Origin of the sequence: Haloferula sp. BvORR071 (assembly GCF_000739615.1) — a bacterium.
Lineage (GTDB): Bacteria > Verrucomicrobiota > Verrucomicrobiia > Verrucomicrobiales > Akkermansiaceae > Haloferula.
Window position 1 is genome coordinate 36,846 of sequence record NZ_BATP01000047.1, and the last position, 20,190, is coordinate 57,035.

The following is a 20,190-nucleotide window of genomic DNA, read 5'->3' on the forward strand; positions in this document are numbered from 1 at the left end:
GCTATTCGATGGCGACACCGGCAGGAATCAGTCCAGACTTGGAAATCTCACTTCGGCAGTTCATTCGCCGTGTAGAAGGCCAGGCGGTTCTGCAGCGGGCTCTTGTCGTCCGCGGATTTCAGGTCCTTCGGCAGGTCGAGGCGGTAGATCTTGCCGGCGACGAAGTCTTGCAGTTCCACTTCCACGCTTCGCTTGCCGGTGACCTTGAAGTCCGTCACCTCGTGCTTGCGCTCGTTCTCGTTGTCACTGCCGTAGGTCCACTTCGGCTGCACGGTGAAGGAGGAGAAGTCCCAGCTCTTCTTGTCGGTGAGCTTGTCGGGCAGGTCCTTGGTGAAGGTCAGCTTGAAGCCCTTCTTGGTGATCTTGAAGCTCTCGATGTCGAAGGGCACGCCGCCCTTCCAGGTGATCCGCTGCAAGCCTTCGGCCGGGGTACCCCAGCCGCGCACGGTCTGGCCGACGTAGAGCTGCTTGCCATCCGGTGAGAAGCGCAGGCGGTGGTTGCCGGAGCGCAGGCCGTGGTTCTGGATGAACTGGGTGACGGCGCCTTGGAAATGGCCGTTCACCTTCTCCAGCATCACGCGGGAGATGCGCTCGCCGTTGTTGTCGGGGATCAGCAGTTGTCCGGCGAAGGGACCGAAGGAGCCATTGCGCGGCAGTTCCATCGGCTCTCCGGCGGAGCGGTTGATCTCCTTGTTAGGAAGCTCCACCACGGCCTTGGTGCGGGCCTTGTTGTAGGCGTCCATGTCATTGCGGAAGGTCAGCATCGGGTCCTTGCCGGCCCATGCGGGGTCCCAGTTGAGGCTGCTCGGGTGGCCGTAGAAATGACCCTTCTCCACGAAGTAGAGCGGGGTGATCGCCTTCCAGTCGCCTTGGTTGTCGCCGGACCAGAGGTTGCCATCGGGATCGGTGTAGATGCCGTTGGCCATACGGAAGCCGCTGGCCACCGGGGTGACATTGCCCTGGGCATCGGCGTGCAGGATCCAGCCCTTCCACTTCACGGAGGAGTAGTTGCGGCCGCGGCGCCCGAAGGCGGAATACTCGCCCAGCACGTGCTCGAAAGTCGGGCCGGCGTGCGAGGCCGTGCCGATCGAGAGGAAGTAGCCACCCTTGCCGTCCTTGGTCAGGGTATTAGTCTCGTGGTAGTTTCCGCTCAGACCCCAACCGGAAGCGAAGCGTGTGTAGCTGTCCGCCTTGCCATCCTTGTCGGTGTCCTCCACTTCGATCATATCCGCCATCTGGGTGATGCGGATCTTGGTCGGCGAGACGGCATCGATGCCGCAGCCATTGTGGAAGCCGGTGGCGAAGAGGTGCCAGTCGAAGCCCTTCGCATCATTCGAGGGCGAGGCCTTCAGCACATCGCCACGGCGCAGCACGACGAAGAAGCTGCCATCCGGCGCGAAGTCGATCCCACCCACTTCCGGCGGCACGCCGTCCGGAAGCTTGATGTCCTCAATCTTGTAGCAGTCATCGAAGTCTGCTGCTGAGGCGAGGCAGGTGAAGAGAGCCAGTGAGGCAACAACAAGGCGGGTGCTCATGCGAGTGATGGAAGGTTGATCCGTGTGCTTTTCGGTTTTCATGGCTCGCGGTTTCACTCGGGCTTGGCCAGGGATTGGATGAACATCACCAGGGAATCGTATTCCACATCCGGGATGCCGAAGGGTGGCATGTAGTTGGGCGGGTAGCCCTTCACGATCTTCGCGTTCGGGGTCTTGATCGACTCCAGCAGGTATTCGCGGTCGGCCTTCACCGGCTTCACGCCTTCGCCTTCCAGTTCGACCATGCTATCGGCCAGTCCGCCGACCGAGGGACCGTGGCCCTTCGAGCCGTCCAGCGAGTGGCAGGCGATGCAGCCGTAGTTGTTGAAGAGCTGCTCACCGGCCTGCGCGTTGGCCTTCCGCAGGTCGATCTTCACCTTGTAGCCCTGATAGCTGGCCAGGGTCTTGCCGCTGTAGGTGAAGCTGAGCTTGCCGTTGCCCTCGGCGCTGACTCCGTCTTCCTTCCACGCCAGTGGAGCAGGGGGATCGCAAGTGACCTCCGCCTCGTAGGACTGCTCCTTGGTGGAGGGCTTGATCATGATGGAGACCAGGTGGCCACCGGCCTTGAATTGGAAGCGCGGCACGCCCTTCTCGAGCTTGTAGCCCACGTAGCTGGGGCCGCCGAGTTCATCGACGTTCTTGCCGCCGATCGAGACCGGATGCTTGCCGGAGGTCTTGTAGAACATGTTGCCCACCAGCCGCGGGATGTAGTCGAAGGACACGCGCGAGCCGCGCTGCTGGTCCCCCCAGTAGGAGGTCATGTCCAGGAAGCCGCCTTGCCAGGCATAGAGTGGGCGGCACTCGGTGCTATCGAAGGTGTAGGCCAGCGCTGGGCCGAAGCTCACCGCATAGGCCGCCGCGACGGCCGCGATCGGCTTCTCCTCGCCCGGGACGTCCTCGCCCTTGGTCGGGTTGTATTTCGGGGCCGGGCCGCTGTTGTGATGGTGCGCGAAGACCGCGGCATCGAGCCCCGGGTCCGGCAGATAGGTGCTCATGATCAGCGGCTCGTCGGCCTTGCCGAGCGGGCGGTTGTCGTAGGTGAGCAATTGCTCGGCGCAGAGCGGTTGCAGGCCGAGGGCCAGGAGCAGAAGGGTTTTTCTCATGAAGTCGTGGAATCCAAGGACGCGGGATGCTGGCAGAATCTGTCAGACAACACAGCTACCCAAATGGGTCAGGACACAGAAAAACGCGGATGCTTGCGGTCCGATAAAGGAGAATTTCTCGTCTTCACCCGCCGCCCTTGTTAAGGGCCTCAGGCCATGGGATTCCATCTTCCCGTCCGAGCCTTGCTGGCGATCGCTGCCGTCGTGGCGATTCCTTGCGGTTTTGCAGTCGCCGGTGGCGGGTATGACACCAGCGCCTTCACTGCCGCCGATCTCGACCTCTCGGGTAGCCTGAGTGCCCCGGAGTTCAGCACGACCCTCCGGCCGGGGCTTTCCCCCAAGGCGCAGGCGAAGTTCTTCAAGAAGGCCGACCTCAACCGCAACGGCTCGATCCAGGTGAACGAGTTCCTGATTTTCACCGGCGTCATCCAGCCGCAGAAGGCGGTGGAGCGGGTCTTCTACTTGGCCGATGTCTCGATCGATGGGGCGCTGGACTTCGAGGAATTCCGGAGCAGTTCGAAAGCGAATGTCTCGCTGGTGAGCATCCGGCGGGACTTTCTGGAGGCGGACGTGGACCAGAGCGGAGCGGTGACGCTGGCGGAATATGTGAAGTTCCGGAAGGGCGAGACCTTCCCGAACAACTACACGGTTTTCCAACTGGCCGACTTCGACGCGAACGGGCAGCTCACCTTCACTGAATTCGGCTACGCCTATGCCCAGAACGCCGCGAAGCCGCCGATCCAGGAGCGCTTCATTCTGCTAGATGACAATGGTGATGGCGTGCTGACGACGAGTGAGTGGAATCCGGGGGTGGTGAGGTGATTCGGCTAGTCAGCTAAGAGGAGGTAGTCTGGGCTCGTTGACAGCCATATGGCCGAGCGCTATTCCTAGGTGCTGAGCGACATGCCGAAAGTATCTTCCATTGCGAGCCGTGAGGCGCGTAGCGCCGATAAGAAAGCGTTGCGAAGGGAGGATCGCAGGCGAATCAGATCCGGCGTGTCTCTGGTGCAGGTCGCGCGGGAGAACTCCGCGTTCAAAGAGTCGTTCGTTGACGCCGAGATCTCCAATCTGATTGAGGTGATGGGGAGATGACGAAAGGAAATGTTTAAATGCGAGAACCGACCTCATCCGTGCGTGCGGAGGTCGGCGCTTGCATTGGATTGGAGCGGCCATCCGACTTGGAAAATTCAACCCTAGAGACAACATGGTTCGACGCGAAACGGTGGAGGTAGTTGTAGAGGATGCAACGATCGCGGCCGGGGATCCTGCTGCAATCATTCATCCGGTTTGGTGGATCGCGACCATTTACGACGGTCCGGTCGCTTATGAGAAGAGCTTGGAGGCATTTTCGCGGCCGCAACGCTTGGTCTTCGCCGTGCGTTGGTACCTGAAAGAGGTTAGCAACGGTGGCCACTGGCAGTTCTATTCCAACTCAGCAGGGATTGTCTGGAGCGATGCTCTTGAAGGTTTCGCGGAATTCGGTGTTTCGCGCGCTGCCGATATTCTCCGGATCTCCGCCGAGCGAATGGGAGGATCGCCATCGTTTGATCGCCTGGAACGGAACGAACAACTGGATCGTTTTCAGCCCTCCTTCGATGATGTCGACGAGGCGTTCGGAGAGTTGCAGGAGAAGGTGGATATCGATGAGTGTGTGATTCAATACATTCGCAAGCAGCCTGCGGCCTTCTACTTTTCTGGTAAGATCACGCGAGTGGTATTGCCTGGCCGCGGCCAGTAAAGCGGACCCCATCCGCGGGGGCGTTCATTGTTGTTAGGCCCCGGCCCTGCCGCTTGCCCACAGCTTTCCATTTCCAATCATGATGGCGGCTCTTCCGCCGGGTGCGCGGAGCCACCGGCCCGCAGAAGCGACCACGATTGCAGGCGGTATTGCGGGGTAGGAGTGGATAGAGCCGTGGCTTTGCTGCCGACTTTGATGGGCTGCCCGCAGTCAGGGACCGTTCTGCGGGCCGGTGGCTCCGCGCACCCGGCGGTAGAGTCGCTCGTTGAAAGGGGCGTCCCGGTGGGGCATTCTTCGGGCTTGGCCCTGTGAGTCTCCCCGTTGACACTGCCCGCGATGCGCGGCTCCGGCGGGCCTTGGAAATTGGAGGAACTGATCGACTTCGAAGTCGCCTTGGCGGCTTGGGACGGGAGTTCGCGCCCGGATGAGTTGAGCGCCGGGGAGTCGCGGAGCGGGACTTTCAAGGAGTGGAAGGAGGCGGTGCCCGGCCGTGGGCCGGGCGCGAGCTGGGTCTCGGCGCTGAATTGGGCGGGGCGGCTGTTTGCGGTGCTGTTCTTGGTGACCGGTTTCGGGGCGGCCTGGGGCTGCTTCAATCCGCAGCGGGAGGGGATCCATGTGGTGGTCTTCCTCTGCGTCACCCTGTTTGTGCCGTGGGTCGTGCTGCTGGTTGGGCTGGCGGCGTGGATCTTCCGCCCGGTGGGGGCGGGTCTGGCGGGCAATGCGCTGAAGAAGCTGGCGGGGAGGTTTTCGGGCGAGAAGGGCCGCGAGATGCTGGCGCGGATCGAGGGCAATCCGGAGCTGGCCAAGGCGCTCGGCTGGCGGATCGCCGGGAAGGTCCAGCGAGCGGCGATGGATTTCCACCTGGGAGCGGTCTTCGGGCTGGCCTGCCTGATCTTTTTCAAGCGGGTGGGCTTCTTTTGGGAAACTACGACCCAGACGGCGATGCAGCGCTTGCTGGAGGGCGCGGTGAAGTTGCTTTCCGCGCCGTGGAGCAGCGTGATGCCGCATTTCGTGCCGAATGTCGCTGGCACTCGGCGCGGTGCGGATTGGGCGGGCGGGGGCGAGAATTGGATGTGGTTCCTGATGCTGGCGCTCGCCTTCTGGGGGATCCTGCCGCGCTTCCTGCTGTATTGTTTCGCACAGGTGCAGGAATGGCGGGCCCTGAAGGATCCGGTTTTCCAAGCGCCGCTGCACCGCAAGCTGTGGCGGGTGCTGACCGGGGCGCGGCGTGGTCCGGAGCCGGAAGGCCCGGCGGATGGCGCGCTGGTGCTGGATTTGGGCGGGATTTCGCCGGACCGGGATGCGCTGCGGGGCTTTTTCCTGCGCCATCTGCGGATGAATCCGGTGGCTTGGGAAACGCTCGATGTGCTCGATGCCGGGCGCGAGGCCGGGGCCAAGAAGGCCCTGGAAAAGGCCCGGGCGGGGGTGATTCTGGTGGCCGAGGGCTGGTCGCTCGCGCCGCGGCGGATGGAGGAGACGATCCGCCGGGTGCTGGAGGCCGGCGGAGTCCGCCGGATCGTCATTTACGTCGCGGATTTCGACAAGACCGGGCGGCCCGGCGAACCCACGGCTGAGGAGCGCGCCGCATGGGAAGCCTTCCTCGATGGCCAGAAGGGCCTTGAAGTTGAGCTCAGCATCCACGAAGAGGACCGCGCATGGGAACCTGGCTGAGCGACGACATCCCCGCTTTCGCGGTGGTCGGCCGCGTTAACGCCGGCAAGACCTCGACGCTCGCGACCCTGTTGGAGATCGACGACGACGAGTTGCTGCGGATCAGCTCGACCCCCGGGGAGACCACCGGCGTGCTGCCGCTGCCGGTGCGCTACGACGACGAGGAGCTGATGCGCTTCCTCGATACGCCGGGTTTTCAGCAGCCAGTTGAGGCGATGCGCGAGATTCAGAAGCTCGCGGGGCAGGGTGTGCCCGGGCCGACGGAGATCGCGCGCTTCACCCGCGAGTGCCGCCAGCGCTTTCCGGACGAGGTGCGCTTGTTAGAGCCGCTGATGGAAGGTTCCGGGGTGATCTATGTGGTCGATCCCTGCAAGCCGCTGCGGGACACTTTCCTGGCCGAGATCGAGATCCTGCGCTGGACCGGGCGGCCGCGGCTGGCGCTGCTGAATCCGCAGGGCGAGCCGAATCCCGAGCTGGAGCGCGAGTGGCGCGAGCGGCTTGGCACTGCCTTCAATCTGGTCCGTACCTTCGATGCGCATGAGGCGCGTTTCGATGAGCGGCGGCGCTTGTTAGAGGCGCTACTGCAGATCGAGGAGCATCATCGCAAGCACATCGAGCGGGTGATCAATGCGATGGAGAACGAGATGGGCGACCGCCGCGAGGAAGCGGCGGAGGCGATCCTGGATTTCCTGGAAAAGTCGCTAACCTTGCGGGTGAGCGAGCCGATTGACCTGCGCGACCGCAGCGTGCCCTCGCGCGGCGAGAAGAAGCGGGCGGAGCTGGAAGCCCGCTATTTCAAGAAGCTCGGAGAGATCGAGCAGGATTGCCTGAAGCGCCTGCTGAAGACCTATCGCCATCACCTGCTGAAGCCGGAGATCAACCCGGACAAGCACAACGGACTGGACCTAGCGGTCGCGGAGACCTGGCGGAAGTGGGGCCTGAGCCGTGGCCAACTCACGGCGGCGGGTGCTGCCGCCGGTGGGGCGGCGGGTGCGGTGATCGATTTCGGCGTGGGTGGCCACAGCTTCTTCGTGGGCGCCGCCATCGGCGCGGTGGTGGGTGGTTCCGCGGCCTTCTTCAAGGGCGGTGCACTGCCGGAGCTGCGGATCAAGGGCGTGAGCCTCGGCAAGATTCAGAGCGATGGCCAGGCGCTGGAAGCCGGGCCACCGCAGAGCCCTAATTTTCCCTGGGTGCTGCTGGACTCCATGCTGCTGCGCCACCGTGGGATTACCGCCCGGGCGCACGGCCGCCGCGACAAGGCGGAGCTGGATCTTTCCGGTGAGGAGAGTCTGGTCCGGCACTTCCCCGCGGGGCGCCGCACGCTGCTCCAGAAATGGTTCACCAGTTGCCTGAAAGGCTCGCCCGACCGCGGCAAGGAGCCGGAGGTCTTCGGCGAACTGGTGAAGTCGCTGGAGGAGGCGGAGAGTCAGGCGGAGGAGGCTTAGGGGCGTCGAAACCCGGGTACGGTGTTACCCCGAGGCGAAGCTTCCCGCGCTGGTCCTTGCCGTGAGGGGAAGCCCGTGCTACCCCCTGCTTTGGATGGGCACCGCCGACAGGGACTACTTTCGCGACGAAGCAGCACGCTATGCGGGTGGTGGCAGGCCGCCGATGCCGCCGGTGTCGAAGTTCCTGTTCATCGCGAACATCGTGATCTTCGTGGTCGACTGGCTCTTTCTTAACCAGAAGATCACTGAATGGGGAGCCTTCGCCCCGGAGAGCGCTTTTGGGGAGGGGCGGGTGTGGGAGTTGGTGAGCTTCCAGTTCCTGCATGCCAATCCGGCGCATATTCTCTTCAATTCGATCGGCCTCTACTTCTTTGCGCCGTGGCTGGAAAACTGGTGGGGCAGCAAGCGCTTCGCTGCCTTCTACCTGCTCTGCGGGGCGGCCGGGGCCTTGTTTTACACGCTGCTGTCGACCATCGGGATCGTGTCCGCCGGTGGCTATCTGGTGGGCGCTTCGGCAGGGATCTACGGCTGCCTGATCGGTGCGGCGGTGATCGATCCGAACGCCCAGGTGCACCTGCTGTTTCCGCCGATCACCCTCACGATCCGGAAATTTGCGCTGCTCCTGATGGGCCTCGCGCTGGTGGTCATCGCGGGTGACCTGATCGTGCACAACAAGGAGATGTTCGAAAACTCGGGTGGCGAGGCCGGTCACCTCGGCGGTGCGATCCTCGGTTTCCTGCTGACACGTTTCCCGGCGCTCTTGGGCAAGCGGACGATGGCGGTGGCGGCGGAGGAGGACAAGATCCTCCGTCCGAAGGAATTCAAGCGCAAGCCGCGCCAGAAGTCGAAGCTGCGGCCGCGCACGCACCTGGATATCGCGACCTCCAACGAGGTGGACCGGATTCTCGACAAGATCAACAAGGAGGGCATGCAGAGCCTCACCTCCGAAGAGCAGGCCATCCTCAAGGAGGCCGGTGAATCCCGCAAAGACCGCTGAGAGATGACCGACGCTGAAATGACCGCCTGCCAGGAGCCAGGCCGCCAGATGGAGCGCCTGCGCGCGATCATGCACCGCCTGCGGGCGCCGGGAGGTTGTCCCTGGGATGCGGAACAGACGCACGGCAGCTTGGTGACCAACTTGATCGAGGAAGCCTACGAGACCGTCGATGCGATCCAGCGCTGCGACATGAAGCACATGGAGGAAGAGCTGGGCGACCTGCTGCTGCAGGTGGTTTTCCACAGCGAGCTGGCGGAGGAGTCAGGCACCTTCAACTTCGACGACGTGGCGCGCGGGATTTCCGAGAAGCTGGTGCGCCGGCATCCGCATGTCTTCGGCGATTCGGGTGTGAGCACGACGGATGGAGTGCTCCAGCAGTGGGATGAGATCAAACGCGGCGAGAAGGGGACCTCCGAGCATCCCTACCTTTACGGTGTCGGCAAGGGTCTGCCTGCCCTGCTGCGCGCCTCCAAGTTACAGAAAAAGGCCGCAAAGGTCGGCTTCGACTGGCCGACCCAATGCGGGGTGATGGCAAAGATCCGCGAGGAGATCGTGGAGCTTGAAGGTGCGGTGGACGCGCAGGATTTGGCGGCGGTGGACGAGGAGTTGGGCGACTTGCTGTTCTCGGTCGTGAACCTCGCGCGCTTCCGCAAGCTCGACCCCGAGGTGGTGATGGCCGCGGCGAACGAGAAGTTCGAGCGGCGCTTCAACGAGATGGAGCGGCGCCTCAAGGAAAAAGGGAAGACCTTGGAAGCCGCGACCGAGAGCGAGATGGACGATGAGTGGGAGGCGGCCAAGAAGGCGCTGAGGTAGCAAGTTCTGGCGGCCTCAATCGCAAGGGTAAGTAGTCCCGCCTTGAGGCGGACGAGGCTACCCCGACTGCCTGCGCCTTCCGAGGGCCCTCCGTGTGGATCCGCCGCAAGAACTGCCTCGTCCGCCTCAAGGCGGGACTACGGACCACGTTTGGTGGAACGCGAATCTCTGTTACAGGTGAGCGAATTGCCGCGTATGGTCCGGATGCGCTTGTTCCTGCCGCTCCTCTTTATCGCGCCGCTGGCTGCGGAAACCGTTGTGGTGAAGAACCCCTCGGAGTTGAGTGCAGCGATTGGCAAGCTGAAGGACGGCGACACGCTGAAGATCGGGCCGGGTGAATATCCGGGTGGAAATTCGGTGGGTGGCGTCGCGAATCTCACCGTGGAGGCGCTGGATCCGAAGTCGCCGCCGCTGTTCAAGGGTGGTAGCAATGCTTGGCAATTCTCGCGCTGCCAGGGGCTGAAGCTGCGCTATCTCCACTGCCGCGGGCAGACGGGGAATGGCTTCAATATCGACGATGGCGGCAAGCGCGAGGAGCCGGTGAAGGGCGTGGTAATCGAGGACCTGCGGGTTGAGGACATCGGGCCCCAAGGGAATTTCGATGGGATCAAGTGCTCCGGCTTGCAGGATCTGCGCATCGAGCGCTGTGAAATCAGCGGCTGGGGCGGCCAGGCGATTGACTTCGTGGGCTGCTCGGAGTCGGTGATCACCGGTTGCCGCATCAGCGGCAAGGAGGGTTTCTCACAGCACACCGGGCCGCAGTTCAAAGGTGGGTGCAGCAAGGTGATCATCGAGATGTGTACGTTCAAGGATGCGGGCGAGCGGCCGATCCAAGTCGGCGGTTCGACGGGCCTGGACTACTTCCGGCCACCGGGGGCGAAGTATGAGGCGAAGGACATCATCGTCCGCGGGAATACGATCGAGGGTGGGATGTGTGCCTGTGCTTTCACCGGGGTGGATGGCGCGGAGTTTTCTAACAATACGATCCTGCGGCCGGAGAAGTGGATCTTCCGCGTGCTTCAGGAGACGCGGGTGGAGGGCTTTGCACCTTGCCGGAATGTGAAGGTGATGAACAACAAGATCACGTTCCGGAGGGAGCAGGTGGGGACCGAATTGAATATCAGTGAGGGGACCGCTCCGGAGACTTTTGTGTTCGAGGGGAACCGGTGGCTGGCGGAGGATCGACCGCAAGCGTCGAAGCCGAAGCTGCCGGTGGAGGAGAAGGGTGGGGTGTATGGGGAGGCCGTGAAGTAGGGGGAATTCACGCTCCCAGGAAGAGCCGTCCCTTTGTTACTAGCCTCTCACACTGGCGTCACGTCCACGGATACCTTCAGGTGATGATTCGCACCTCCCACGGTGACTCCACGCAGCGGTGAGACATCGCGGTAGTCGCGGCCGGTGGCGACGGTGATGTGGCGTTCGCCGGGGCGGACGTCGTTGGTGGGATCGAAGTCGGTCCAGCCTTGGCCGGGTACGAACACGGAGACCCAGGCATGCGAGGCGTCCGCGCCGACCATCTTGGGCTTGCCCGGTGGCGGGAGGGTTTCGAGGTAGCCTGAGACATACTTCGCGGGCAGGCCCAGCGAGCGCAGCGAGGCAATCATCAGTTGGGCGAAGTCCTGGCAGACGCCGCGGCGGTTTTCCAAGACCTCCTCGACCGGGGTGGCGACTGTGGTGAAGTCGGGGTCGAACTTGAACTCGCGGTAGATCCGCGAGTTGAAGGCCGCCACCGCTTCCTGGATGCAGCGGCCTGGCGTGAAGTCCTGGCGCGCGAAATCCGCGAGCGCTGGCAGCACGGGGATGAGCGGGGAGGAAAGCGTGAAGGCCCGGGCATCGAGCGAGGCGGGGTCCTTGGCATTCAGGAGGGTCTCCTTGACCTTATCCCAGGCACCGCCTGCACCGAGGGCGAGCTGGCCGTGCGAGAGCACCTCCACCTCGCTCTCCGCGGTGATCACCAGCTCCGGATGCGGGCGCTGGATCGAGAAGTAGTCGATGTGGTTGCCAAAGGAATCGCGGCGGCTGCGATGGAACTCCGGCTCCGGCCCGATGGTCAGCTTCCACGAGAGGCAGCGCTGGCCCGGCAGATCAAGCGGCCGCAAGCGCGCCTCATTGTGGCAGAGGTTCGCGGGGACGTCGTAGCGGTAGCTGGTCCGGTGGCGGATCTTGTAGTGCATGGAGCGCGGAAATCTAATCAATCTATGGGCCAGATGCCCGTGCCATCGCCAAAGCCTGCGTCGTAGACCCATCGCGGGTCGCTGCTTTTATAAACCAAGGCACCGTCCCAGTTCAACTTGTCGTAGAGCGAGTATTGGTCCGGATCATCGCCGGGGCAGCTATAGACCAGTTCACTGCTTCTCAAGATCCGCAGGGCATCCTTGGCCCCGGGAAGCAAGGGATCGAAGTTGGCCAATTCCTTCGGATAGCGGCCAAGGGCCTTGCGCTGCACCTCGATGGCAGCAGGGATATCGCGATAGGGTGTGCAGATCGAACGGAGCGCGGCCTTATCCCGGGGCGTATCGAAGTAAGGTCTGCCGGTGATCGAGAAGAGGCCCAATACGCCGAGCACCACGACAAGGGCGCCCAAGCCCAGGAGACCGAAACATCCTGCCGCACTCAGACCCAGTATCTTCGTCTTGCGCTTCATCACCCGCGGAGGAAATGCGGGCTCTCCGCGTGGCGGAAATAGGTCAGGGTCAGGGAATTCGAGAGCTGATAGAGCGAGTTGCTCATGTTGCCGACGAAGGCTTCGAGCTTCTTGCGGCTGCCGTTGCTGCCCTGTGCCAGCTGTGAGATGTCCGCGAGCCGCAGGCGGCTGGAGGTATCCACCAGGATCCGTTGCTCCGGCGTGAGGCGTGCGCCTTGGAGCTGGCGGGGCAGTTGCTCGATGTTCGCGCTGAGGCGCTGCATCTGATAGAGCAGTGAGCGGGCGTTGTTCGGCTCCAGCAGAAGGAGCTCCAGCACCAGCTCGATCCGCGGATGGGTGCGGTAGCGCTTGCGGTAGGTCACCAGGCTGTCGGAGGCGGCCAATACGGTTTCCATCACCAGTTGCTCCTCCCCGGCGGGGCGGGTTTCCACCAGGAAATTGCGGATCACCGAGAGCAGGAACTGGGCGCGTTCGATGCGGCGGCCGGAGTCGAGCAAGCGCCAGCCGGCATCACGGGTCATGGACTCCAGATTGAGGCCGAGCAGGGCCGTCAGGTGAAGGATCAGGCGGTTGAGCGGATCGGTGTAGTGGTCGAGCTCGCGGCGGTTCGACGGTGCCTTGCCATCGACCCACTCACGGATCAGCGCCTCGATCACGCGCCAGGAATCCGGCGACCATAGGTCGCGCACAGCATAGGCGGCATTGCGGAAGGAGCGCAGGTTGTCGGGCAGCGAGCCGGGACGCAGCGGGTCGGTGAGCAGTGAGGCCACTTCTTCCTCGTCGCGCACCACCGAGGCATTCTTGGCGGCGTCGATTGGCGCGGCATTGGTCACGCCGACGAGTCCAGCCATCAGGATCTCGCGGTGGCGGCTGAGCTGCGCTTCATCATCACCGATCGCTTCCACGAAGCTGATGACCGCGCGGCGCAGCAGGCGGGCGGTGCCCTCCGCGCGCTCGGCGTAGCGGCCGGTCCAGTAGAGGTTTTCGCCGGAGCGGCTGGGGACGTTGCGCGAATCCAGCTCGGGCTGCGATTGCTCGGTCTCGCTCCATAGGCTGACGAAGGGTTCGGGATCGACACCTTGTACCCAAGTATCCTTCGAGACACCGCCGAGCTGGCTGGAGACGACCAGCGCATCCGGCGAGGCGGCGATGCGGGTCAGTCCGCCGGGCATCACCATGTAGTTGCCATCCGGCGTGGAGGTGACGAAGCCGCGCAGCACACCGCGGCGGGCCTCGATGGTGCTGCCATTCAGGCAAGGCTGAGTCGAGAAGCCGACTTGCTCTTGGCCGACGTAACACTCGGGTGCGGCGAGAATGCGCTCGCGCAGGGCAGCGAGGTCCTTGGCATCAAGCGTGGCCCCGAAGACGGTGCCGAAGGTCGGCGCGCGGTGGATCGACTTCACCACCATCTTGTCGAGGCGGGCGAGGACCGTCTCGCGGGCCTGCTTTTCCCCGCACCACCAGGTGGCGGCGGCGGGGAGGATCAGCTCTTCATTGCGCAGGTGGCGGGCTATGCCGGGGAGGAAGGCCATCAGGCCGGGATTCTCCAGCACGCCGCTGCCGGGGTGATTGACGATCGCGACGTTTCCAGCGCGCATCGCTTCTAACAGGCCCGGGACGCCGAGCTGTGAATCCTCCTTCAGCTCCAGCGGATCGCAGAACCAGGCATCGACGCGGCGGATGATCACATCCACCGGCTCAAGGCCGCCGAGGGATCGCAGCCAGACACTGCCGTCGCGCACGGTCAGGTCATCACCCTGAACCAGCGCGTAGCCGAGGTAGGAAGCGAGGAAGGCGTGCTCGAAATAGGTTTCACTCAGTGGACCCGGAGTGAGGATCACCACCCGAGGCTCGCGTGCACCGGCATGGGCCGGAAAGGACTCCAGGGTCTGGCGCAGGGTGCGGAAGAATCCCGCGATGCGGCGGACACCGGTGCGGTGGAAGAGCCGCTGCATCGCGCGGGTCATGACCACGCGGTTTTCCACCACGTAGCCGCTGCCGGAGGGGGCCTGGGTGCGATCGTTGACGATCCACATCCGGCCATCCGGACCGCGGGCGAGATCGGCGGCGTAGAGGATGAGCTGTCGCTTCGAGGCCAGGCGCATGCCGTGGCAGGGGCGCAGGTAGCCGCGGTGGGCGTGAATGAGTTCGGGAGGGAGCCAGCCGCCGGAAATCAGGCGTTGCTCGCCGTGGAGATCGGTCAGCACGTGGTCGAGCAGCTCGGCCCGCTGGATTAGGCCAGCCTCGACCGTCCGCCAGTCCTGTTCGGAGACCACCCATGGCACGGCATCGAGCTGCCAGGCGCGGTGCTCGCCATCGGCCTCGCCGTGCATGCTGTAGGTCACGCCATTCTCGCGCAGCAGGCGGCGGATCTCGCCGCCGGTGGCGCCGGCCTGCTCGGGCGTGAGTCCACCCAGCCATGCGGCCACGTGGGACCACGAGGGATTGACCCGACCGTCCGCGCCGAGCATTTCGTCCCAAGGGCCGCGGGCGTAGTCGGTGGGAAGGGTATTCTTGGGTGTGGCCGCAACCGCCATGGGCTCCGGTATGCCCGGGGCGCTAGCATTTGGCAATGGCGGGGACGGCGGCTGCGTCATCTCCCGTAGCCTATCAGATGGCATGCCGGGAGCAGGGGAAATCGCGTTTCCGCCGATGGGAGTCTGGCATGCACCCCAAGCGGCCCGGACATGAGCGGGACCCACTGAGGCTCAGTGGATTTCTTTCACCCAGCGGCGGAGTTCCAGAAGGGTGGACCCGCCAGCCCGGTGGGCGAGGTTGCGGGTTTGCACGGCAGTTTCGGCATTCGCGCGGAAGATTACCCGCTGGTAGCCGCATCCGGCGGTGGCGTGGAACATGTGGTGGGTGAGCAGCGGAATGACCCGGCGGCGAGCTCCGGGGATGTCCTCGCGCCCGGCGATGGCCATGACGCGGAGGTCCGGGCCGGCATCCGCGCAGAGGATCACGCCTAGAGTTTCACCAGCGTGGACCAGGCAGGCCGAGGCCTCGCGGTCGAGGCGGGCGCGCTCGCCGGACTCCCAGATCGAGCGAATCTCATTCTCGCTCATGAGCTGGGATGCGGTCAGGAGCGGGATGGCCTGCTCCACTTGGCAATCGCGGAGGGGGATGATTTGTGCCGCGCGGAGTGGGGAAGGGATTCGCGCCATGAGAGCATGCACCTCCACACCCCGGTCGGCGGCGATTTGGTAGGGAATTTCCAGGCGATACTCGCGGTAGCGCGGGGAGAAGCCCGCGGCACCCAGGGCCACATCCAAGGGGCTGTCTGCGGCTACCGGTGTGAGGTGCCGCAGGATGCCGTGGAAGCCGGGGCTGGCGAAGCTCAGGAAGGCATTGAGAAATTCGGCCTCGTGGCCTGCAATCTCGCCTCCGGGGCCAGCGATCAGGCGGAAGTCGATCCAAGCGGGGTGGTCCTTGCCTGCGGCACGGCGCATGCAGCGGATCACTCCGACGATGCGGGCTGGCTCCCCATCCTCCACCGCGAGGAAGAAGAAGGTCCCCGGGTGGGGCCATGTCTGCTGGCTTTCGACAAAAAGCGCCCGGCCTATCTCATCGGGATAGGCCGGGCGGAAGATCAGAGGGCGGTCATTGGCCGCGATCATGAGTGGCGGGTGCGGATCAAGCGGCGCGACGGCGGCGGCGCAGGACGAGGCCACCGGCACCCAGGGAGAGCAGGGCGAGGGCGGAGGGCTCGGGCACCGCGGAGGAAGCGAGTTGGGCGGTGGGAAGCTCACCGATGGAACTCGGGAAGACCGCCTTGATGATCGAGCCTGTGACCGCCGTGCTGGTGGTCATATTGAAATTGAATTGGAGCCAGACCCGCTGGGAGGAATCCGTATTGCTGACGGCGTAGAGCCAGTTGTCGCTGCCAAGAACGGCACCATTCACCGTGCCGCCATTCCAATATTCGATCAGCGAGGAATCGGTTGTGGTATCGGGCGCGAAGGATACGCCGGAGCCGGCACGCTGGAAGGGTGCCTCGGCCGTGCCTACCAAGTTGTCTCCCAAGGTGATCCGGCCCTTGTAGGTCGGGGTGTAAGGCGGGACCGGGAACGTGAAGCTGGTGGTGCTGAGGCTAACCGTACCGATATTGGCCAAGCCGGTGTTGTAGCTGGTGGCGTTGACGTTGACTACTGTTGCCGCGTCGGCATTGCCGGAGAGCAGGGCGGTCGTGCCGAGAGTCAGGGAGCCGTAGGAAAGGAGGCGCGAGGAGGTCGAGGAATGCTGCATCGGAGAGGGTGGAAGAGCGGGAAATTAACTGCCCCGAAATATCAGGTCAACGAGAACAGCCTACGCGAAGACGTAATAACTCCGCGCTATTCCGGTCAGCGATTGCGGAACAAGTCGCTTCTAACAGCAACTCCGGCTTTTCCTGCGTCGAATGGCAAAGGCAGGAAGTCGGCGAGCTTCGCGAGCCATGGAGCCGGGTCCGCAACCAGGTCGGGGTAGGGGATTTCTAACAGATCTATCGCTGGTGCCAGGCGGAGGGCGGAGAGCAGTTTGTTAGAATGGCCTGCGAGTTCCGACTGCATGCTGCCGGGATCGCTGGCTTCCGTTTCGCCCCGATGCCGGATCATCGTTTGTTGCGAGCGGGCGATCTGCTCCACCGGGCGGGTCATGAAGATGAGCTTGTAGCGGTGGGTTGGCGGCAGGTGCGGCAGTAGTGCTGAGATGACCTTCACTGCCTTGCCTTGCGTTTGGGCAATCAGGTGGGGGTCGGAGGGTAGCGACTTGATGGCTTCCCACTCGTAGTAGCCGGCGGGATTGTCGCTGTCGGCTTCGCGGAGGCCATCGGTCATGGGTTCGATGCCGCCGGCTTCGAGGATCTGCATCATCAGCGAGGTGCCGGAGCGGGGCAGGCCGGAGACGATCAGGAGTTCGAGGCCGCTGTGGATCGGGATGGCGGTAGGAAGTGGAGGCCGGAGCAGGCTTGTTGCGCGGGCTTGCTGGCGGGCGGCGATCTCTTCCCGCAGGCGGTTGATGCGTGCGGTATCTCCGCTATCGCGGTCCTTGCGCGCCGCGCGGGAGCGGAGCAACCAGTCGCTGCTACCGGCGGGAACGCCGCGCAGACGCTCCAGGTAGGCGAGCATGCGGCAGGCGCTCGCCAGGTCGAAGGCGCCGCCGATCTGCACGGCATTGCGCAATGCTGTCTCGGCATGGGCGAGGTCGCCCGAGTGTAGCAAGGCGGAACCTAACAGGAAGTGGCCGCGCGGGTTGGCGTAGTCGTGGGCGACGGCATCCATCGCGGCGGCGGCGGCTTCCTCCGCACGACCGGCGTGCAGCTGGCAGCGGGCGAGGGCGAGGTGGCCTTGGACCTCGGCCGGGTTGGTTGCCAGGATCTTGCGGGCGCATTCCTCCGCTTCCGGCCACTTGCGCAGGGCCAGGTAGGCTTGCGAGAGGTAGTTGAGGAGGAGAGGCGCATCCGGATCTTCCTCGCGGACTTGTTCTAACAGCTTGAGTGCGTGGGCCGGCTGTTTCCGTTCGAGGGCGATGTAGGCTTGGATCAGGCGCGCGCCACCGCGGTGCCCGACATTGGCAAGGGCGACCCCGGTGGTCCGCTCCGCTTCATCCAAGAGTCCGAGAACGAGCTGGCAGCGGGCGAGCAGTTGCGCGTGGTCGCTGCGCTCGGGGAAGCCGTGGTGGCAGTCTTCTAACAGGGGGAGTGCTTCCTCCCAGCGGCCGCCGTAGATGCAGGCGCGGGCGAGATTCCATGAGTTCTCGCGGCGGGTGTCGGCCGCGGCTTGCTCGGCGTCGGTGGAAATCTCGTCGATGTAGCCGAGCTTCACGAATTGATCGAGCAGGGCCTGGCTCTCGGCGGCGCTGAAGGTTGCTGCCTGGCGGTGCACTTTTCCGGAATCTTCCCAAGTGGGAATGGCTTCGACCGGGCGGCTTTCTTCGAAGGCTTCCTGCAGCACCCGGCCCTCCATGTCCGCGCCGACCGGCAGGCCGAACCAATGCAGGATGGTTGGCGCGATGTCTAACAGGCGTGCGCCATGGACCAGCGAGTCCTTCCGGAAGCCTTCCCCGCTGGCGACGAGGACACCCTGCGGGCGGTGCCAGACAGTGATGCCCGCCGGTACATTCGGCGTGTAGGCGGGGCGCAGGTGGTCGCTGTGGAAGCCGTGGTCGCTCACCAGCATGACCGCTGTGTCCGGACCGGCGAGATCGAGCAGGCGCTGGAGCATCAGGTCATGGGCGCGGTAGGCCATGGCCACCACGTTCTGATAGATGGCGAAGTCGCGCTCCGGCACGCTCTCCATCCGTGGCGGATGGTAGGGCATGAAGATGTGGCTGATCTCGTCGATCGCGCGGAAATAGACCGCCATGAAGTCCCAGTCCGGACGATGTTCCAGCAGCCAGGTGGCGGCGGCTTGCACCGAGTAAGCCTCGGCCAGGCGCTCTGCCAGCAAGGCAAGGCGCTGGTCCTTGCTCTGGTCCACCTCGTGGGCCAGCGGAACGAAGAGCCGGAGGATTTGCTCGGGATCGATCTCGTGGGGGCTGACCCGCAGTTCATCGAGATCCGCCGCAAGTTCGGGCGGCCAGTAGGTGCCCGGCGGTGGCGGTGGCCAGTCGGCGGGGTCTTGGTCTGGTTCCACGTCCTTGAGATGGGCATGGAGATTCGAGACCATGCAGCCGTTCAAGTCGCGCTCGCCTTGGGTGGCGAACCAGCCGACAACATGGTTCTTCAAGCCGCGCTCGCCGAGCATCTCCCAGAGCACCTTGCACTTCCGCGTCGTGGCGGAGACAGGCACCACCCGGCTGCTGTTAGGGTCGACTTCGGTAAAGCCGGCGACGCCGTGATGGTAGGCCATCTTGCCGCTCGCAATTGAGGTCCACAGCATCGGTGAGAGCTGCGGCTCAAGCGTCGCCAGATTGCCGGAGATGCCGCCTTCGATCAGGGACTGCAGCGCGGGCAGTTCCCCGCGATCGAGCATCGGGTGGATGATCTTCCAATCGGCCGAGTCCCAGCCGACGAGCAGGAGGCGTTTGCGTGTGGGGGCGGGTGCGGGTGTGGTGGACAAGGCCGACAGCGATGCCACCTGAAGTCACGACGCGCAAGGATCACAATCCCGCCGCCGCTTCCTGAAAGGCCTTGCGCAGGTCCGAGCCGTCGGAGTTCGGGAAATCCGCGCGCTGCACGAGCATCACGTAGGCTCGGCCTTTTACCGGGTCGATCCATGCCTGGGTGCCGTAGGCACCGCCGTGACCGAAGGTGCCGGGCGAGACGCTGGCGGTCACGCCCTGCGGCTCGCGGACCACGCACCAGGCGAGGCCCCAGCCATTGCCGGGGGTGAAGCCGGTCTTCAGATCGCCGCTTTGAATGGTTGTCATCTGCTTCACGGATTCCTCCTTGAGGTAGCGTTTTCCATCGAGCTCGCCGCCGCGCAGGATCATGCGGGTAAACTTGCCGTAGTCATCCGCGGTGGAGAAAAGGCCGCCATTGGCCAGCGGGTAGCGGTCCTTGCTGGTCACCGGCTTGTTGGCCAGGAACAGCAGCCCAGTCTTCTCAAGCTGGCCGCCATCCGTGCGCTTGTAAGAGCTGGCGATGCGCTTGGCCTGCTCCTCGGTCGGGTAGAAGGTGGTGTCCTTCATCCCCATCGGGGTGAAGAGATGCTTCTGCAAGAAGGAGGGATAGTCTTCGCCGGAGACGACCTCGACGATGCGGCCGGCGGCATTGATGCCGGACTGGCAATACTCCCACTTGCTGCCCGGCGCGAACTTCAGTGGCTTGGCCACGATCTTCGGCATCAGCTCCTTCAGGGTCTTCACGTCATCGCTCTCCGGGCTGCGCACATCGCTCAGGCCACTGCTGTGGGTCAGGCATTGCTTGATGGTGATCTCCACCGGCTTGCCCTCGGCATCCTTGAGGTCCTTGAATTCGGGCAGATACTTCGAGACCGGATCATCCACCGAGAGCTTGCCGGCTTCCTGCATCATCATCACCGCGGTGCCGGTGATCGGCTTGGTCATGGAGGCGATCCAGAACATCGAGTCCTTCTCCATCGGCTTCTTCGAGTCGAGGTCGGCGTAGCCATTGGCCGAGGTGAAGACCACGCCTTCCTTGTCGGCGACGAGGGTCACCGCGCCCGAGATCTCACGGTCATCGACTGCCTTGTCCATCACCTTGATCACCGGCGGAGTTTCGAGGGCGGTGGGGCCGGGCACTTGGGCGAAGGCGGGCAGGGCAAGCGCGACGCAGGCGGGCAGAAGGATCTGGGGTTTCATCGG

General features: G+C 64.1%; 16 protein-coding genes. 7 read left to right on the forward strand and 9 right to left on the reverse strand.

Translation table 11 applies throughout. From position 1 onward, the window contains the following. Positions 1-47: 47 nt before the first annotated feature. Positions 48-1,535 (reverse strand): hypothetical protein, encoded by a 1,488-nt coding sequence (locus BV071_RS24265; RefSeq protein WP_265594818.1) that lies wholly within the window; start codon positions 1,533-1,535, stop codon positions 48-50. Between the two features lie 53 nt (positions 1,536-1,588). After that, positions 1,589-2,638, reverse strand: coding sequence for a cytochrome c (locus BV071_RS24270; protein WP_035612657.1), 1,050 nt, complete (start codon positions 2,636-2,638; stop codon positions 1,589-1,591). Positions 2,639-2,794: 156 nt separating this feature from the next. Between BV071_RS24270 and BV071_RS24275 the strand changes: the two genes are divergently transcribed. The 7 genes from BV071_RS24275 (at position 2,795) to BV071_RS24310 (ending at position 10,556) form a co-directional block, all read left to right on the forward strand. Beyond that, entirely contained in the window at positions 2,795-3,460 is a 666-nt protein-coding gene (locus BV071_RS24275; RefSeq protein ID WP_265594819.1) for a hypothetical protein, read from the forward strand. Between the two features lie 382 nt (positions 3,461-3,842). Next, positions 3,843-4,376, forward strand: a complete 534-nt coding sequence (locus tag BV071_RS33610) for a DMP19 family protein (RefSeq protein WP_052573838.1) — start codon at positions 3,843-3,845, stop codon at positions 4,374-4,376. Positions 4,377-4,697: 321 nt separating this feature from the next. Further along, entirely contained in the window at positions 4,698-6,047 is a 1,350-nt protein-coding gene (locus BV071_RS24290; RefSeq protein ID WP_035612666.1) for a DUF2868 domain-containing protein, read from the forward strand. Further along, complete coding sequence (locus BV071_RS24295) at positions 6,032-7,492, forward strand: GTPase/DUF3482 domain-containing protein (RefSeq protein ID WP_035612669.1); 1,461 nt, start codon at positions 6,032-6,034, stop codon at positions 7,490-7,492. The genes BV071_RS24290 and BV071_RS24295 overlap by 16 nt, the downstream gene beginning before the upstream one ends. Before the next feature lie 94 nt (positions 7,493-7,586). Continuing rightward, positions 7,587-8,489 (forward strand): rhomboid family intramembrane serine protease, encoded by a 903-nt coding sequence (locus BV071_RS24300; RefSeq protein ID WP_035612672.1) that lies wholly within the window; start codon positions 7,587-7,589, stop codon positions 8,487-8,489. 3 nt (positions 8,490-8,492) lie between these two features. Further along, a complete protein-coding gene (gene mazG, locus BV071_RS24305; protein ID WP_052573839.1) occupies positions 8,493-9,302 on the forward strand; it encodes a nucleoside triphosphate pyrophosphohydrolase in 810 nt (269 codons plus the stop codon). 177 nt (positions 9,303-9,479) lie between these two features. Further along, positions 9,480-10,556 carry a right-handed parallel beta-helix repeat-containing protein gene (locus BV071_RS24310; RefSeq protein ID WP_265594820.1) on the forward strand — a complete coding sequence of 359 codons (1,077 nt, stop codon included), beginning with the start codon at positions 9,480-9,482 and terminating at the stop codon, positions 10,554-10,556. Between the two features lie 47 nt (positions 10,557-10,603). Here BV071_RS24310 and BV071_RS24315 read toward each other — a convergent pair whose 3' ends face one another. From BV071_RS24315 to BV071_RS24345, 7 genes are all read right to left on the reverse strand, one after another. After that, the gene (locus BV071_RS24315; RefSeq protein ID WP_035612675.1) at positions 10,604-11,476 is read right to left on the reverse strand and encodes a transglutaminase family protein; all 873 of its coding nucleotides are present in this window, start codon (positions 11,474-11,476) and stop codon (positions 10,604-10,606) included. 17 nt (positions 11,477-11,493) lie between these two features. Next, complete coding sequence (locus tag BV071_RS24320; protein ID WP_035612678.1) at positions 11,494-11,946, reverse strand: hypothetical protein; 453 nt, start codon at positions 11,944-11,946, stop codon at positions 11,494-11,496. Further along, positions 11,946-14,483, reverse strand: coding sequence for a circularly permuted type 2 ATP-grasp protein (locus BV071_RS24325; protein ID WP_035612681.1), 2,538 nt, complete (start codon positions 14,481-14,483; stop codon positions 11,946-11,948). Before BV071_RS24325 ends, BV071_RS24320 begins: the two co-directional genes overlap by 1 nt. 171 nt (positions 14,484-14,654) lie before the next feature. Further along, positions 14,655-15,617, reverse strand: a complete 963-nt coding sequence (locus BV071_RS24330) for a hypothetical protein (RefSeq protein ID WP_265594821.1) — start codon at positions 15,615-15,617, stop codon at positions 14,655-14,657. Further along, positions 15,580-16,191 (reverse strand): PEP-CTERM sorting domain-containing protein, encoded by a 612-nt coding sequence (locus tag BV071_RS24335; protein WP_035612686.1) that lies wholly within the window; start codon positions 16,189-16,191, stop codon positions 15,580-15,582. Before BV071_RS24335 ends, BV071_RS24330 begins: the two co-directional genes overlap by 38 nt. A 95-nt stretch (positions 16,192-16,286) precedes the next feature. Beyond that, entirely contained in the window at positions 16,287-18,983 is a 2,697-nt protein-coding gene (locus BV071_RS34905) for an alkaline phosphatase family protein (protein WP_265594822.1), read from the reverse strand. A gap of 40 nt (positions 18,984-19,023) precedes the next feature. After that, positions 19,024-20,187: a serine hydrolase domain-containing protein gene (locus tag BV071_RS24345; protein WP_052573841.1), complete on the reverse strand. Its 1,164-nt coding sequence runs from the start codon at positions 20,185-20,187 to the stop codon at positions 19,024-19,026. Between the last annotated feature and the right edge of the window lie 3 nt (positions 20,188-20,190).

Bases quoted from the DNA above. Each gene is read 5' to 3' on its own strand.
- BV071_RS24265 (WP_265594818.1), bottom strand. From the start codon at position 1,535: ATGAGCACCCGCCTTGTTGTTGCCTCACTGGCTCTCTTCACCTGCCTC.
- BV071_RS24270 (WP_035612657.1), bottom strand. From the start codon at position 2,638: ATGAGAAAAACCCTTCTGCTCCTGGCCCTCGGCCTGCAACCGCTCTGC.
- BV071_RS24275 (WP_265594819.1), top strand. From the start codon at position 2,795: ATGGGATTCCATCTTCCCGTCCGAGCCTTGCTGGCGATCGCTGCCGTC.
- BV071_RS33610 (WP_052573838.1), top strand. From the start codon at position 3,843: ATGGTTCGACGCGAAACGGTGGAGGTAGTTGTAGAGGATGCAACGATC.
- BV071_RS24295 (WP_035612669.1), top strand. From the start codon at position 6,032: ATGGGAACCTGGCTGAGCGACGACATCCCCGCTTTCGCGGTGGTCGGC.
- BV071_RS24300 (WP_035612672.1), top strand. From the start codon at position 7,587: ATGGGCACCGCCGACAGGGACTACTTTCGCGACGAAGCAGCACGCTAT.
- mazG (WP_052573839.1), top strand. From the start codon at position 8,493: ATGACCGACGCTGAAATGACCGCCTGCCAGGAGCCAGGCCGCCAGATG.
- BV071_RS24315 (WP_035612675.1), bottom strand. From the start codon at position 11,476: ATGCACTACAAGATCCGCCACCGGACCAGCTACCGCTACGACGTCCCC.
- BV071_RS24320 (WP_035612678.1), bottom strand. From the start codon at position 11,946: ATGAAGCGCAAGACGAAGATACTGGGTCTGAGTGCGGCAGGATGTTTC.
- BV071_RS24325 (WP_035612681.1), bottom strand. From the start codon at position 14,483: ATGGCGGTTGCGGCCACACCCAAGAATACCCTTCCCACCGACTACGCC.
- BV071_RS24335 (WP_035612686.1), bottom strand. From the start codon at position 16,191: ATGCAGCATTCCTCGACCTCCTCGCGCCTCCTTTCCTACGGCTCCCTG.
- BV071_RS24345 (WP_052573841.1), bottom strand. From the start codon at position 20,187: ATGAAACCCCAGATCCTTCTGCCCGCCTGCGTCGCGCTTGCCCTGCCC.